Genomic DNA, 14768 nt, shown 5'->3' with positions numbered 1-14768 from the left:
GCGATTCGGCAGCCTCAGGCGTCGACTCCGGCGAACACGATGGACTCCATCAGCCGGCGCAGGCAGGCCTGCGCGTAACCCGGGCCCCCGGCCAAGAACCCCTGGCCCGGAATCTCGCCGCCGCGGGCAACGCGGCCCAGGTCGTCCACCAGTGCCGCCAACGCATGCACCAGGAACTTCGCGTGCATCACGTCCAAATCGGGCCGCAGCGCCATCAGCGGTCGAGCCCAGGTTTCGATGAACGCACGCTCGGAATCGCGCAACAGCTCGCGCTCCGCCGGCGCCAGGTTCACCCGCTCGGTGTCATAGACCGAGGCCAACTCCGGGTTGGCGAACACGGTGGCCACGTATGCCTCGATCAATCGGCGCAGCGCCTCGTCCGGCTCGGCGAAGACACCGGCGATTGCCGCCATCTCCCCGGCTATCCGGTCCACGGCACGCTGCAGGCCGGTCGTCAAAATGTCGCTCTTGCTGGAGAAATAGCGGTAGACACCGGAGGCCGGAACGCCGACGGCATCCGCGATCTCGGTGACACCGGTCTCGGCATAGCCCTGCTTGCCGAACAACAGGACCGCCGAGTGCAGCAGCGCCTCGTAGGGTCCGGCGTCCGGCGTGAAGATCCGCCACACCGAGGGCCGATTGACCCCGAGGTCTTCGGCTTTCGGCAGCTGCGCAGCGGCCACCGAGCGCGCGGCCGCGATGAGCAACGGCTTGATCTCGTCGTCCGGGAGCTGCAGCCGGTGACCGATGATGCTGCCGGCGACACTGACCAGCGCCACCGTCAGAGTCCACTGCTCCAGCGAGTTCAGTTCCGGCCGCAGGACGCTGATGGGGCGCTTCAGGCGCGAACCGAGCGTGTTCAGCTGCGCCATGAGCTTGGCGTGGTCCTCGGGCTGCAGGTAGCGCGCCTGCCACCGGAACAACCCGCTGGCTTCGCGGTTGAGGATCGAGGACGTGATGAGCCCGTCCACGGCCTGGTCCAGCACTGCCGCGGCGTCGGCCTGAACCTGAGCATCGGACAACTCGTCGACGAACGCCGTGCAGTCCACCAACTGCTGTCCGAGCGCGCCGACGACCACCGCGAACATCTCGTACTTGCTGGGATAGTGCCGGTAGAGCGCCGGCGCGGAGATCCCCACCTTGGAGGCGATCGCTTCCATGCTGGTCGCGTGGTAGCCCTGTGCACTGAACGTCTCCGCGGCAGCGCGCGTGATCTGCGCCTTGCGGTCTTTGGGGCGCCGCTTTATGCGGGCGCCATTGCGTCCGCCAGGGTCGTTCGTGGCACCAAGCGTGGTCACCACCCCCCGATCAACTCAGGCCAGCTCTGTCACGTGCACAGCATTATGAACACAACTGGGAAAACGGGCTATGGCAACACAATATATAGAGCCCGCCTGTACGTCGCCCGATGAGCCCCGCTCCGTGGCGGGACTCATGGTCCCAGCGGTGCCCGGTGCCGGGCGTCGCGAGCCGGGACCCCGTTGGGTCCGCCGATGGACTGCGCGTAGTTGGCCACCGCGAACGCCACCGCGGCACCGGTGAGCGCCAATGCACGCTGGTTGATCTGCTCGACTGTGTCGCCGGGGCCGCGGTAGTTCGGGTCGAACGCCGCGCCGGCCTTTCCTCCCCACAATCGGGCCTGCGTGGTGGTTTTGAGTTGAGAAGCACCGGTGGTGATACCTCCGACGGGCACCCCGGCCACCACGAACGGGCTGTAGCCGGTGTCGCTGCTCAACGGCATATCAGCAGGTCGCACGCCCGCCAGATTGAGGTAGCCGGCCAAGGTGCGTTCGATTCCGCCCGATCCCTCCGGCACGTCGTCCGGGTTGATGTCACGGCTCGGCAGCGCGGACTGATCTCCGTCATAGGTGAAGTAACCGGGATTCGGGGACCCCAGCATGTCGAAGTTCAAATACAGCGCGATGTCGTTGAGCTGGTCACGGTCGAGCCCGAACACGTAATCACTGGAACCACCGAGCTGTTGTTCCTCGGCACCCCAGAAGGCAAACCGGACCGCGTTGGCCACCTCCGGCTCCGGACCGAGCTGCAGCGCGGTCTCCAGCACCGCAGCGACCCCGGAGCCGTTGTCGTTGATCCCCGGGCCTCCGGGCGCACTGTCGAGGTGCGCGCCGACCATCACCACGTCGCGCGGCGAACCGGTTTTCGTCTGCGCCAAGATATTTCGCGAGGTGATCTTCACCGTGTGGGCATCCAGCACGAGCCGCACCGTCCCCGTCGCGCGACGCAGGGCATTGTCACCGTCGCGTCCGGCCACCGCCACCGGCATGGTGAGTTGGTCGTAGTACCCGGCAGGGAACAACCCCGCGGGCGCACCGTTACGGCTCGGCGGGCTCACCACCACCAGAGCTGCGGCGCCACGCTCGGCGGCCGCGTTCTGCTTGTCCACCACCGAGCAGCCTGCGTCGCTGACCACGGCGATGCCCCCGCGGGGCACTTTCGGCGGGTAGTCGGCGGGTGCGCATCCCGACGACCGCGTAGGCCGCACCACCGGGCCGCTGACCCCGCCGGCCGGGGTGCGCACCAGCAGCGAGGCCTGATCGACCGGGTAGCTGACCCCGGCGACGGTCAGCGTGGGATTGCCGGCCGAGACGGTGTCCAACCTGAGGAGCTCCGGTGTCGCGACCTCGAAACCCTTGTCGCGCAGCGCGTTGGCCACGTAGTCGACACTGGCGTCGTATCCCGGGGTGCCGTCAGCCCGATTCCGTTGGTGGGTGTCGGCGATCTCCTGCAGGCGCTGGAGATGCGTGAGTATCGCCTCGACGGTGACCTGGTTCGCCAGCCGATTCGACAGCGGTGGCACGGCGGGCTCCGGCGAGCAGGCCGCCAGTACGCCGACAGCGACCAGCAGCGCGCCCGCCGGACGGATCATGGCGTGGTGAGGATGTGCCGGGTGCGATCCTCGCGCACCGGCACCCCATTGCGGCCACTGAGATCCTGGGCGTACAACCCGACCGAATAGGGCACCCCGCCGCCGTTGATGGCAAATTCATCGCGGTCGATGTTCTCGATGGTGTCGCCCTTTTGGTGATAGTTCGGGTCGAAGGGCTCATCGGCGGTGCCGCCCCACAGCTCGGCCTCCTCGGGCGTCTTCTTCACCTCCGCACCGGAGAACAGCCCGCCGGACGGAATACCTGCCTGGGTGAACCCGTCGTAGTCGGACCGGCCGTCGAACGAGGTGTCCCGCGGCTCTTTGCCGGCCGACTTGAGGTAGCTGACCATGGTCCGCTCGATGCCGGCCGAACCTTCCGGTACCACCGGCTGGCCCCGTTTGTCCGTCGGCAGCGACTGGTCGCCGTCGTAGGTGAAGTAGCCCGGATTCGGCGACCCGAGCATGTCGAAGTTCAGGTACAGCGCGATGTTCTTGAGTTGCTCCTCATCGAGCGACTCGACGTACTTCCGCGACCCGATCAGTCCGAGCTCCTCGGCACCCCAGAAACCGAACCGCACCGCATTGCGCACCTCGGGCGAATCTCCCAGCTGCAGGGCGGTTTCCAGCACCGCCGCCACACCGGAGCCGTTGTCGTTGATGCCCGGCCCCTCCGGAACGCTGTCCAGGTGCGCGCCGAGCATGACCACGTTCTCGGTCGATCCGGTCTTGGTCTGGGCTATGACGTTGCGGGACGGAATCTCGTCGGTGTGCGCGTCGAGCTTGACCGTCATCGCCCCGTGTCCATCACGCAGCATCGCGCCGTCGGCCTTCGTCACGCTGACGACCGGAATCTTGACCTCGGTCTGCTCACCGAGCGTGCCGCCCATCTTCGGTTCGTCGATGCTGTCGGCCACCACCATTGCCACCGCACCCAGTTCGACGGCGACGGCCATCTTCTCCTTGAACGGGCAGGTGCCGCGGTCCACCAGTACCACAGCGTCTTTGACCGTCAGCCCCTCGTAGTCTTCGGTGCTGCAGCCCGGGCTCTCGTCGGCCGGCGCCGCGACCAGTGGGCCGGTGACACCGTCGGGCGGGGTGCCGAGGCTGTACATCAGTGCCCGGGCCTCGATCGTCTTGCCGCCGAGACTCACCGAGCCCGGCTCGGACTTGAACACCCGGGCGACGAACTCCGGGGTCTCGACGTCGAAGCCGCGTTCACGCAGGGCGTTGGCCACGTACTCGACGCTGGCGTCGTATCCCGGGGTGCCGATGGCACGAGTGCCGTCGTGGGCGTCGGCGATGTCCTGCAACTTCTGCAGGTGGCCCATCATGGCGTCGACGGTGACCTTGTCGCGCAGACTGCCGGCGAATTCGGCGGCTGCGGCGGGATCTGGTCCCTGCTCGGTGGTTTCCGGGGTGCGGCTGCAGCCGGCGCTGAACAGCGCACCGACCATCACGGCGCCGAGGGCAGGGATCAACTTCGACTTGTAGTCCACCGACCCCACGTTAGTGGGTACGCCGCCGCGACGAGGTCAGGCCCGGCCGCCACCGCGCGCGACGACCAACTCGGCGACCGCCGCCATGCCGGCGGCGTTGGGGTGAAAGGGCCACGGCCGCCACGGCAGCGGCAGGCCGGCGCCCACCGTCCAGGGGTGCGCCGACCATGGATGGTGGTCGCGGCTGGCCTCTCCGGCACGGATGAGTTCACAGCCCGTCGCGGCGGCCGCCGTGGCGGTGCTGCGCTCCAACTCGTCGGCGACGTGCCGGGCCAGGTTCACGACGTGCTGCGGCAGCCTTCCGGCGGGCACCCCGGCCGGTGGCAGCAGAGTCAGGTAGTCGACGAAGAACACTCGGGCCTGCGGCGCGCGGTCCCGCACCGCGGCGCCCACGGCCCGCAGCGCTGCTTCGACCTCACCGAGCGCCCGCTCGCGCTGTTCCGGATCTAACAGCGCGGCGACGGCCGGCAGCCGCTGAAAAATCCCCGGCAGCGTCGCGGCCATCAACAGCGGCACGTAGCCGACGTCGTTGCCACCGATGGTGATGGTCACCAGGGATTCCGAACCCTCGAGGGCGTCGAGCTGCGGCGGCACGCCGTGTTGGCGCTCACTCAACAGATGGGCGGTTGTTGCGCCGGAGAATGTGACGTCAACCAGATCGAGGTTCAGCGCGTCGGCGACCAGGTGCGGGTAGTTGCGCGCCGAGCGGCGCGCAGCCCGCGGGGCGCCTGCGACACCAGGCCGGATTCCGGGGCCGGCCGCCATCGAACTACCGAGGGCGACATAGCGTTTCATGACCAGCGTTTCATGACCGCGACCGTGCACGGTTGCACCGATTCTCGCGGCGTGTCGTGTACAGACACGCACCCTCGCGGGGAATGGGCGTCACAGGGCCGGGCTCGAGGCCTGCGCCCAGAATCGCTTCGGGATTCGTCCGGCGCGACGGGCCAGGTACCCGGCGGTGACAGCGGCCGCCATGGCCGCGGCCATGGCCGGCGGGTCGGCCGCCCGCGTCACCGCGGTGGCCAGCAGCACCGCATCGCATCCGAGCTCCATTGCCAACGCCGCATCGCTGGCGGTACCGATGCCGGCGTCGAGCACCACCGGCACCCCGGCTGCCGCAACGATCATCTCGATGCTGTGCGGATTGGCGATGCCCAGCCCGGTGCCGATCGGTGAGCCCAGCGGCATCACGGCCGCGCATCCGACATCCTCGAGCCGACGGGCCAGCACCGGATCGTCATTGGTGTAGGGCAGCACCACGAACCCGTCGTCGACCAATTGCTCAGCGGCACGCACCAATTCGATGCCGTCGGGCAGCAGGGTGCGCTCGTCGCCGATCACCTCCAGCTTGACCCATTCGGTCCCGAGCGCCTCACGCGCCAGCTGGGCGGTCAGCACCGCTTCCGCGGCGCTGCGGCAGCCGGCGGTGTTGGGCAGCGGCGTGATCCCGAGCCGACTCAGCAGATCCAGCATGCCGGTTCCGCCTTCGGCGTCGACGCGGCGCATCGCGACGGTGGTCAGCTCGGTGCCGGATGCCACCAGCGCCTCTTCCAGCGACGTCAGGCTTTGTGCCCCACCGGTACCCATGATCAGCCGAGAGCTGAACTCCCGTCCGGCGATGGTCAGCTTCGCGTCATCAACCACCTTGCACCGCCGTCACCACGTCGAGACAGGCACCGTCGGCCAGCGGGGTGGTCCAGCGGGATTTCGGCAGCACCGCTTGATCCACCGCCACCGCGATACCGCGGTCGGGATAACCCATCGAAGCCAGCAGTGTCGCGACCGTGGTCGACTCGGCCACTTCCACCTGCTTCTGGTTGACATTTACGATCATTGCTGCACTCCAACCGGAAGTAGTTCGGACACAACCTGTTCGGCAGTCCACGGTGCCAGCAGGAACCCGTTGCGGCCGTGCCCGGCAGCGACATAGGTCCGCTCGTCGAGACGATGCACCAGCGGCAGATTGTCCGGCGTCATCGGCCGCAGACCCGCCGCGCATTCGGCCAGCTCGTACTCCCCCAGCGCCGGAACCAGTGTGCAGGCGTCGTCGAGCAGATCACGCACCCCGGAGACCGCCGGCGCGGTGTCGCGGCCGTGCTCGTACTGGGTCGCCCCCACCACCACGCCGTCGGGCCGCGGCACCAGGTAGACCGCACGACCGTGCACCCGGGCCCGGATCACCCGCTGCGGCGGGGGCAGGCAGCCCTTACGCCAGCGCAGCCGCAGCACCTCCCCCTTGACCGGGCGGACCGGCAGGCCCGGCCACAGCGCGGGGGCATCGATACCGTTGGCGATCACCACCGCGTCGTCGGCGGCCACCTCGGCCAGGTCACGCACCGGCGGGGCCCAACTCACGCCCAGATCCTCGCAGGCGTCCACCAGGGCGGTGACCACCGCGCGGTTGTCCACCGCCAATTCGGTGGGGGCCCGGAAACCGTGCCGAATGCTGCGCGCCAGCAGAGGTTCGACGTCGCGGGCCGCGGACTCCCAGATCACCGGGTGGCCCTGCGCGGACAGCCAGTCGGCGACGGTACGCAGGTCGGCGACGTCGGCTCGGTCGGCGGCGACCACCAGTGACTCACGCGCGGTCACCACCTGGGCCGGCAGCCCGTCGAGGAAGTCGTGCCACAACTCCAGCGAACGCAACCCCAGCCGCAGTTGCCGCTCTTCACCCGGCCAGCCCTCACTGTGCGGGGCCAACATGCCACCGGCCACCCAGGAGGCGCCGTATTCAGAAGTTCGGTGCACCCGCACCGTCCACCCGGCCCGGGCGGCCTGCCGGGCCACCGACAGCCCGATGACGCCACCGCCGATCACGGCCAGCGAACCGAGCGAGGGTCCGGGCATGCGTTGCTCCCTTCCGCCTGCTCGCGTGTCGACACACCCAAGCTAGCCGCTAGCGTCGCGGTGTGCACAAACGCTCCGACCGTCTCGCCCGACTCGCTGATGCGCGCCTCTACTTATGCACCGATGCCCGCCGGGAACGCGGCGACCTGGCCGAGTTCGCCGACGCTGCCCTGGCCGGCGGCGTCGACATCATTCAGCTGCGCGACAAGGGATCGGCCGGCGAGCAGCGGTTCGGCCCCCTGGAGGCCCGCGGCGAACTGGCGGCACTGGAGATCCTGGCCGACGCCGCGCGACGACACGGGGCGCTGCTGGCGGTCAATGACCGTGCCGACATCGCCCGCGCCGCCGGCGCCGACGTGTTGCACCTGGGCCAAGACGACCTGCCGCTGCCCGCGGCGCGCGAGGTCATCGGACCCGACGTGCTGATCGGCCGCTCGACCCACGACCGCGATCAGGTAGGCACCGCCCTGGCCGAGTCGGTCGACTACTTCTGCACCGGGCCGTGCTGGCCGACCCCGACCAAGCCGGGCCGCACCGCACCGGGGCTGGAGCTGGTGCGGTTCGCCGCCGGCCAACCCGACCTCAAGCTTTGGTTCGCCATCGGCGGCATCGACATCGAGCGATTGCCGCAGGTGGTGGAGGCCGGCGCCCGCCGGGTGGTGGTGGTGCGGGCGATCACCGCGGCCGAAGATCCGCGGGCCGCGGCGGCGGCACTGCGGGCCGGGCTCACACACTGACCTGACCTACCCCCGCCGATCGTGTACTGAGCCCGAAATTTCCCCACGTTCTTCATCCTGCGTGCACGATCGCTGAGGCAGCGATGCCAACGCCGGCGTCACAAACCCCGCAGCAACTCCCAGCTAGCCGCGAAGCCCGGGTGTAACGGCAGCCCGGCGACCTCGTGTTCGTCGACCCACCGCAGTTCGGTGCTCTCCCCGTTGGGCACCACCGGAAGCAACTCGTCGGCATCGGCGACCACGGTGGTGTAGGTCCAGCTGGTGCCGCTGGCCGACGCCGTCACGACGGCGGCGCGCACGATAATCCGATCCGCGGGCAGACCGGCTTCCTCCTGGGCCTCCCGGATGGCGGCCTCTTCAGGGGTCTCGTGGCTGTCGCGGGCGCCGCCGGGCAACGCCCAGGTGCCGCCCTGATGGCTCCACCACGCGCGATGTTGTAGCAGTACGGTGCGGGCGCCATTGGGGCGCGGGGCCCGCAGAAGCAGACCTGCCGCACCGTGCCGACCCCAGAATCGGGCGCCGGTATCGGAAAACGCCCAGCCATCGCCGTCACCACGCACGCATGGAAGCGTATCGGGGCGGGCAAGGTCTCGGTTCTGGCGAGATCACGCGACGTTTTCGACACCAACCGGCGCGAGAGACCGCGCAGACACCACCCGCGCTCTTAGAATCCTTTTATTATCGTTGGTGCCGCGAGCAGCCGCAGGGATGGAGTCTGAACAGACGTGACCGTTGAGTTGGCGCACCCGTCAACCGAGCCGGCGGGGCTACGGTCGCCGACCGAACCTGCCCGACCCCGCTGGTGGTTCTTCACCACCACCCCCGGAAAAATTCTGGCCATCGGACTCATCCTCGCCTCCCTCGGCGGTCTCAGCGCCTTCGCCACCGCCAGCACCATCAACAATCGGCAGCACACGCTGACCACGGTCCTCGACCACACCGAGCCGTTGGCGTATGCCGCCGGGCAGCTCTACACCACGCTGTCGGTCGCCGACGCCGCAGCAGCCACAGCGTTCATCGCGCAGGGCGAACCGCGAGCGGTGCGGGAACGCTACGAACAGGCCATCACCGCGGCCGCGGTCGCGGTGACCAGGGCCTCTGGCGGCCTGGATGACGAGCCGCTGCTGCAGCTGCTGGGCCGAATCAATGCGGAGCTGGCGGTCTACACCGGACTGATCGAGACGGCCCGAACCAACAACCGCTCGGGCGATCCGGTCGGCTCGTCGTATCTGTCGGAAGCCTCCGAGCTGATGCAACACACCATCCTGCCCGACGCCCAGCGCCTGTATCAGGCCACTTCGGCGACCGTGGACCAGCAGACGACGGCGTCGACGCGGGTGCCGGCCCCGGTGATCCTGGTGGTCGCGACCACCGTGCTGTTCGGCGCGTTCGCGCACCGCTGGCTGGCTCGCCACACCCGGCGCCGGATCAACCCCGGGCTGGTGGCCGGCGGCCTGGCGATTCTGCTGATGATCATCTGGGTCGGGACGGTGCTGGTGATCTCCACCGCCGGCAGCCGCAACGCCAAGGACACCGGCGCCGAATCGCTCAAGGCGATCACGAATCTGGCGATCACCGCGCAGCAGGCACGCGCCGACGAGACCCTGTCGCTGATCCGGCGCGGCGACGAGGAGACCCGTAAGCAGACCTTTTACCAGCGCCTCGACTCCATGGAGGAGCAGCTGGAGGAGTACCTGGTCCGAGGGGACGCGGTGGACAGGGCGGACCTGGCCAACGCCGGGCAGCTGCTGGACCGCTGGCGCCAGGCCAATGACCGAATGAACGCCTACATCAGCGTCGGCAACTATCGGGCGGCCACCCAGGTGGCGCTGGGCGGCAGCGGTGACGACTCGACTCCCGCCTTCGATCAGCTCGATGCGGCCCTGGACAAGGCGCTGCAGCACAGTCGCAATCAGCTGCGCGGTGATGTCCTCAATGCCCGCCGGGTACTGTCGGTGGCCCCGGTGGGGGGCGCGGTACTCAGCATGGGTGCCGCGATCGCGGTCGCGCTCGGGTTGTGGCCTCGACTGAACGAGTACAGATGATGAGTTACCGTCGGCCCCGGTTGATGCTGTGCGCGCTGAGCGCAGCATTGGTGCTGTCCGGCCTGACCGGCTGCGGGCGCGCCGAATTCGTCTCCGCGTCCGCGATGCCCACGCTGCCGCCGCCCACCCCGGCCGGCATGCAGGAGCTGCCGCCGGAGGCGCCGCAACCGCCCGATCCGCGCACCGAGGACTGCGACGCCACCGCCAGCCTGCGTCCGTTCCGCACCAAGGCCGAGGCTGATGCGGCGGTGGACAAGATCCGCCATCGCGGCCGGCTGATCGTGGGCCTGGACATCGGCAGCAACCTGTTCAGCTTCCGCGACCCGATCACCGGTGAGATCACCGGCTTCGACGTCGACATCGCCGGCGAGGTGGCCCGCGACATCTTCGGCACCCCGTCGCAGGTTGAATATCGAATCCTGGCGTCGGCCGAGCGGATCGCGGCCCTGCAGAAGTCCGAAGTCGATATCGTGGTCAAGACCATGAGCATCACCTGCAGCCGCCGGGAGTTGGTGAACTTCTCGACGGTGTATCTGGTGGCCAACCAGCGTCTGCTGGTACCGCGCGACTCCGCGATCCGCCAGGCCGCAGACCTCTCCGGCAAACGCGTCTGTGTGGCGCAGGGCACCACGTCGCTGCGGCGAATCCGCAGCATCGCGCCGGCGCCGATCATCGTGTCGGTGGTGAACTGGGCCGACTGCCTGGTGGCGCTGCAACAGCGTCAGGTCGACGCCGTCAGCACCGACGACTCGATCTTGGCCGGCCTGATGGCCCAAGACCCCTATCTGCACATCGTCGGACCGAGCATGGACGAGGAGCCCTACGGAATCGGCATCAACCTGAACAACACCGGGCTGGTGCGTTTCGTCAACGGAACGCTGGAGCGCATCCGCCGCGACGGTACGTGGAATACCTTGTACCGCAAGTGGTTGACGGTGCTGGGACCGGCGCCGGTGCCCCCGACACCGAGGTATTCGGACTGATGGCGCACCACGACGATGCCGAACGCAGCGACGCGGAGGAACTGCCCGGCACTGCCGACGAGGACGTAACGGAGCAATCGGCAACCGATTCCGAAGACGAGGGCCCGGCCACCCAGCGGGCCGACGTGTTGGCCGAATCGTCGTCGGTACGCCGGCCGATGTCGACCCAAGCGATCTTCCGGCCCCGGGAGGGCCTGAACTTCCCGGGCACCGCCGAATCCCACGAAACGACCGTGGTGCGTACCGTGGCTCCGCGGCGGCGATTGGGCGGTGGCCTGGTCGAGATCCCCAAAGTTCCCCCGATCGACCCCCTCGCCGCGCTCATGGAGAATCCGGAGGTCGCCGAGGCCAAGCGCTTCTGCTGGAACTGCGGGCGGCCGGTGGGCCGGTCCAGCGGGGACACGAAGGGCGACGTCGAAGGTTGGTGCCCGCACTGCGGTAGTCCGTATTCCTTTCTGCCGCAGCTGAAACCCGGCGACATGGTGGCCGGGCAGTACGAGATCAAGGGGTGCGTGGCCCACGGCGGTCTGGGCTGGGTGTATCTGGCGGTCGATCACAACGTCAACGAGCGCCCGGTGGTGCTCAAGGGCCTGGTGCATTCCGGCGACGCCGAGGCGCAGGCCATCGCGATGGCCGAACGGCAGTTCCTGGCCGAGGTGACCCACCCGTCGATCGTCAAGATCTTCAACTTCGTGCAACACCCCGACTCCCACGGCGACCCGGTCGGCTACATCGTGATGGAGTACGTCGGCGGCCGGTCGCTCAAACAGCGCGGCGGCAATCGGCTGCCGGTTGCGCAGGCCATCGCCTACATGCTGGAAATCCTTCCGGCACTGGGCTATCTGCACTCACTGGGCCTGGTCTACAACGACCTCAAGCCGGAGAACATCGTCCTGACCGAAGAGCAGCTGAAGCTGATCGACCTGGGCGCGGTGGCACGCGCCAACTCATTCGGCTACCTCTACGGCACCCCGGGCTTCCAGGCACCCGACATCGTCCGCACCGGGCCGACCGTGGCGACCGACATCTACACCGTGGGCCGGACCCTGGCAGCGCTGACGCTGAAGCTGCGCACCCGTGACGGCCGCTACGTCGACGGGCTGCCCGAGGACGACCCGGTGCTGAAGAAGTACGACTCCTACCGCCGGCTGCTGCGCCGGGCCATCGATCCCGACCCGCGCCGGCGGTTCACCTCCGCCGAGGAGATGTCGGCACAGCTGATGGGCGTGCTGCGCGAGGTGGTCGCCCGTGACACCGGCATACCCCGACCCGGCCTGTCGACGGTGTTCACCCGTTCGCGTTCCACCTTCGGCGAGCATCTGCTGGTCGCGCACACCGACGTCTACCTGGACGGGCATGTGCATTCCCAGAACCTGACCGCGCGTGAGATCGTGACCGCCCTGCAGGTACCGCTGATCGACCCGGGCGACGTCGCCGCCCCGCTGTTGACGTCGATGGAGCTCAGCGAGCCGGTGCAGACCCTGGATTCGCTGCGCGCCGTGCGTAACAGCTCACTGGAATCCGACGGCATCGACCTGTCGGAGTCCATCGGACTGCCGCTGATGGAGGTGCGGGCCCTGCTCGACCTCGGCAACGTCACCAAAGCCACCAGCAAACTCGAGGAGCTCGCTGAGCAGGTGGGCTGGCGGTGGCGACTGGTCTGGTTCCGGGGCGTGGCTGAGCTGCTCACCGGCGACTACGAGGCCGCCCGCAAAGATTTCACCGAAGTGCTGGACATGTTCCCGGGCGAGCTGGCACCGAAGATGGCCTTGGCCGCCACCGCCGAGCTGGCCGGAACCGACGACGAACGCGACTTCTACGAGGCGGTGTGGCGCACCGACGACAGTGTGATCTCGGCCGCCTTCGGCCTGGCTCGCGCCCTCTCAGCGGAAGGCGACCGGGACGCCGCGGTTCGCACCCTTGACGAAGTTCCCGCCACGTCAAGGCATTTCACCACCGCTCGGTTGACCAGTGCGGTGACGCTGCTGTCGGGACGTTCGTCCAGCGAAATCACCGAGGCCCAGATACGTGACGCCGCACGCCGGGTGGAGGCGCTGCCGGAAACCGAACCGCGAGTGTTGCAGATCCGGGCCCTGGTGCTGGGGGCGGCGATGGACTGGCTGACCGAGCACGAGGCCAGCACAAACCACATCCTCGGCTTCCCCTTCACCGAGCACGGGCTCCGACTCGGGGTGGAGATGGCGCTGCGCGCCCTGGCCCGGTTGGCTCCCACCCAGGAGCACCGCTACCGGTTGGTCGACACCGCCAACGCAGTGCGTCCGATGAGCACGTTCTAGATTCGATGACCGTGACCGACTGGATGTGGCGAACCGCGGCGATCTCGGCGACTCTTGCGGTCGTGCTGGCGCCGTCGGCCGGCGCGACGCCGAGCGACAAGACCCACGGAGTGACGCTGTCGCAGACCACGGGCGAGGGCCGCGACTACTTCCTGAGGGAGATCACCATCGAACCCGGTGGCAGCACCGGCTGGCATTGGCACGGGGGCACCGTCTTCGGTGTGGTGCGACAGGGCACCCTGACCCATAACCGCGCCGACTGCAGTCTCGACGGCATCTACGGACCCGGCGACCCGATGACCGAACCCGGCGGGCCTGAGCATGCGCACATCGGCCGCAATCTGGGGTCGACTCCGGTGGTACTCGAAGCCGTGTACCTGTTGCCGATCGACGCCCCGTTCTTCGAGGATGCGCCGGACCCCGGCTGCGGTTACGCCTGACCCGCCCCGGACGGTGTGCTCAGCCGGCGCAGCCGCGGCTCCAGGTCGGTCTTGAACAACTCCAGGAAACGGCGCTGGTCGTGGCCCGGAGCATGAAGCACCAGGTGATTCAGGCCCCAGTTCACGTATTCACCGACCTTCTCCACCGCCTCGTCCGGGTCCGAGGCGACGATCCAGCGCTTGGCGATCTGCTCGATCGGCAGGGCGTCGGCCGCCTTTTCCATCTCGATGGGATCGTCGATGGAGTGCTTCTGCTCGGCAGTCAGTGACAGCGGGGCCCAGAACCGGGTGTTGTTGAGAGCCAGGTCAGGATCCGGGTCGTAGGAGATCTTGATCTCGATCATCTTGTCGATCGCGGCAGAGTCTCGCTCGGCGATGGCCGCACCCTCTGACACCGCCGGCATCAACTTCTCGGTGTAGAGCTCCGCACCCTTGCCGGAGGTGCAGATGAAGCCGTCGCCCACCCGCCCCGCGTACTTCGCCACCGCCGGCCCGCCCGCGGCGATGTAGACGGGGACGCCGGACTCCGGCACGTCGTAGATCGAGGCGCCCTTGAGCTTGTAGTAGTCGCCGTCGAAGTCCACCCGGTCACCGCGCCACAGTTCGCGCATCAGCCGCACCGACTCACGCAGCCGCCCGAACCGCTCCTTGAATTCGGGCCACTCGCCGGTGAAACCGGTCGCGATCTCGTTCAACGCCTCGCCGGTGCCCACACCCAGAAAGATCCGCTGGGGGTACAGGCAGCTCATGGTCGCGAACGCCTGCGCGACGACGGCGGGGTTGTAGCGGAACGTCGGGGTCAGCACGGAGGTGCCCAGCACGATCCTGCTGGTCCGTTCGCCGACCGCGGTCATCCAGGCCAGCGAGAACGGGGCGTGGCCGCCGTCGTGCCGCCAGGGCTGGAAATGGTCGCTGACGGTGGCGCTGTCCATGCCATGCGCTTCGGCGGCGACGCCGAGCTCCACCAGCTCTCGCGGTCCGAACTGCTCTGCCGATGCCTTGTACCCGAGTTTTAGTTCCGCCATTCCAC

The 14768-nt window shown here is 68.5% G+C and carries 14 protein-coding genes; 5 read left to right on the top strand and 9 right to left on the bottom strand.

Annotated elements, in window-relative coordinates; genetic code table 11:
* Window positions 1–14: 14 nt before the first annotated feature.
* The 7 genes from AWC18_RS05880 to thiO form a co-directional block, all read right to left on the bottom strand.
* Window positions 15–1298 carry a TetR/AcrR family transcriptional regulator gene (locus AWC18_RS05880; protein WP_165607262.1) on the bottom strand — a complete coding sequence of 428 codons (1284 nt, stop codon included), beginning with the start codon at window positions 1296–1298 and terminating at the stop codon, window positions 15–17.
* Window positions 1299–1432: 134 nt separating this feature from the next.
* Window positions 1433–2890, bottom strand: coding sequence for a M28 family peptidase (locus tag AWC18_RS05875; RefSeq protein WP_085138065.1), 1458 nt, complete (start codon window positions 2888–2890; stop codon window positions 1433–1435).
* Window positions 2887–4344: a M28 family metallopeptidase gene (locus AWC18_RS05870; RefSeq protein WP_085138121.1), complete on the bottom strand. Its 1458-nt coding sequence runs from the start codon at window positions 4342–4344 to the stop codon at window positions 2887–2889. The genes AWC18_RS05875 and AWC18_RS05870 overlap by 4 nt, the downstream gene beginning before the upstream one ends.
* 78 nt (window positions 4345–4422) lie before the next feature.
* Window positions 4423–5181 carry an SGNH/GDSL hydrolase family protein gene (locus AWC18_RS05865; RefSeq protein ID WP_085138120.1) on the bottom strand — a complete coding sequence of 253 codons (759 nt, stop codon included), beginning with the start codon at window positions 5179–5181 and terminating at the stop codon, window positions 4423–4425.
* A 90-nt stretch (window positions 5182–5271) separates the two neighbouring features.
* A complete protein-coding gene (locus tag AWC18_RS05860) occupies window positions 5272–6033 on the bottom strand; it encodes a thiazole synthase (protein WP_076049746.1) in 762 nt (253 codons plus the stop codon).
* Window positions 6026–6223: a sulfur carrier protein ThiS gene (gene thiS / locus AWC18_RS05855; RefSeq protein WP_064999566.1), complete on the bottom strand. Its 198-nt coding sequence runs from the start codon at window positions 6221–6223 to the stop codon at window positions 6026–6028. Before thiS ends, AWC18_RS05860 begins: the two co-directional genes overlap by 8 nt.
* On the bottom strand, window positions 6220–7236 hold the full coding sequence (thiO, locus tag AWC18_RS05850) for a glycine oxidase ThiO (RefSeq protein WP_085138064.1): 1017 nt from the start codon (window positions 7234–7236) through the stop codon (window positions 6220–6222). The genes thiS and thiO overlap by 4 nt, the downstream gene beginning before the upstream one ends.
* A gap of 62 nt (window positions 7237–7298) precedes the next feature.
* Between thiO and thiE the strand changes: the two genes are divergently transcribed.
* Window positions 7299–7973 (top strand): thiamine phosphate synthase, encoded by a 675-nt coding sequence (thiE, locus tag AWC18_RS05845; RefSeq protein ID WP_085138063.1) that lies wholly within the window; start codon window positions 7299–7301, stop codon window positions 7971–7973.
* 98 nt (window positions 7974–8071) lie between these two features.
* Here the strand turns inward: thiE and AWC18_RS05840 are convergent, their stop codons facing one another.
* Window positions 8072–8533, bottom strand: coding sequence for an NUDIX hydrolase (locus AWC18_RS05840; protein WP_064999569.1), 462 nt, complete (start codon window positions 8531–8533; stop codon window positions 8072–8074).
* A gap of 165 nt (window positions 8534–8698) precedes the next feature.
* Between AWC18_RS05840 and glnX the strand changes: the two genes are divergently transcribed.
* From glnX to AWC18_RS05820, 4 genes are read left to right on the top strand one after another with little or no spacing between them, the layout of a single operon-like run.
* The gene (glnX, locus tag AWC18_RS05835) at window positions 8699–10018 is read left to right on the top strand and encodes a protein kinase G-activating protein GlnX (RefSeq protein ID WP_064999570.1); all 1320 of its coding nucleotides are present in this window, start codon (window positions 8699–8701) and stop codon (window positions 10016–10018) included.
* Window positions 10018–11001: a glutamate ABC transporter substrate-binding protein gene (locus AWC18_RS05830; protein ID WP_064999571.1), complete on the top strand. Its 984-nt coding sequence runs from the start codon at window positions 10018–10020 to the stop codon at window positions 10999–11001. The genes glnX and AWC18_RS05830 overlap by 1 nt, the downstream gene beginning before the upstream one ends.
* Window positions 10944–13298, top strand: coding sequence for a serine/threonine-protein kinase PknG (locus AWC18_RS05825; protein ID WP_234806436.1), 2355 nt, complete (start codon window positions 10944–10946; stop codon window positions 13296–13298). The genes AWC18_RS05830 and AWC18_RS05825 overlap by 58 nt, the downstream gene beginning before the upstream one ends.
* Before the next feature lie 11 nt (window positions 13299–13309).
* Window positions 13310–13738, top strand: coding sequence for a cupin domain-containing protein (locus AWC18_RS05820; RefSeq protein WP_234784570.1), 429 nt, complete (start codon window positions 13310–13312; stop codon window positions 13736–13738).
* On the opposite strand, the gene fgd is transcribed toward AWC18_RS05820, so the two are convergent.
* Window positions 13729–14763: a glucose-6-phosphate dehydrogenase (coenzyme-F420) gene (gene fgd / locus AWC18_RS05815; RefSeq protein WP_085138062.1), complete on the bottom strand. Its 1035-nt coding sequence runs from the start codon at window positions 14761–14763 to the stop codon at window positions 13729–13731. The genes AWC18_RS05820 and fgd overlap by 10 nt on opposite strands.
* Between the last annotated feature and the right edge of the window lie 5 nt (window positions 14764–14768).

This window comes from Mycolicibacter nonchromogenicus (assembly GCF_002101775.1).
Taxonomy (GTDB): Bacteria; Actinomycetota; Actinomycetes; order Mycobacteriales; family Mycobacteriaceae; genus Mycobacterium; species Mycobacterium nonchromogenicum.
The sequence above is the reverse complement of the archived record's forward strand: the minus strand, read 5'-3'. Positions and strand labels throughout refer to the sequence as shown.

Bases quoted from the DNA above. Each gene is read 5' to 3' on its own strand.
- AWC18_RS05875 (WP_085138065.1), bottom strand. From the start codon at position 2,890: ATGATCCGTCCGGCGGGCGCGCTGCTGGTCGCTGTCGGCGTACTGGCG.
- AWC18_RS05870 (WP_085138121.1), bottom strand. From the start codon at position 4,344: ATGGTCGGTGCGCTGTTCAGCGCCGGCTGCAGCCGCACCCCGGAAACC.
- AWC18_RS05865 (WP_085138120.1), bottom strand. From the start codon at position 5,181: ATGAAACGCTATGTCGCCCTCGGTAGTTCGATGGCGGCCGGCCCCGGA.
- thiS (WP_064999566.1), bottom strand. From the start codon at position 6,223: ATGATCGTAAATGTCAACCAGAAGCAGGTGGAAGTGGCCGAGTCGACC.
- thiO (WP_085138064.1), bottom strand. From the start codon at position 7,236: ATGCCCGGACCCTCGCTCGGTTCGCTGGCCGTGATCGGCGGTGGCGTC.
- AWC18_RS05830 (WP_064999571.1), top strand. From the start codon at position 10,018: ATGAGTTACCGTCGGCCCCGGTTGATGCTGTGCGCGCTGAGCGCAGCA.
- fgd (WP_085138062.1), bottom strand. From the start codon at position 14,763: ATGGCGGAACTAAAACTCGGGTACAAGGCATCGGCAGAGCAGTTCGGA.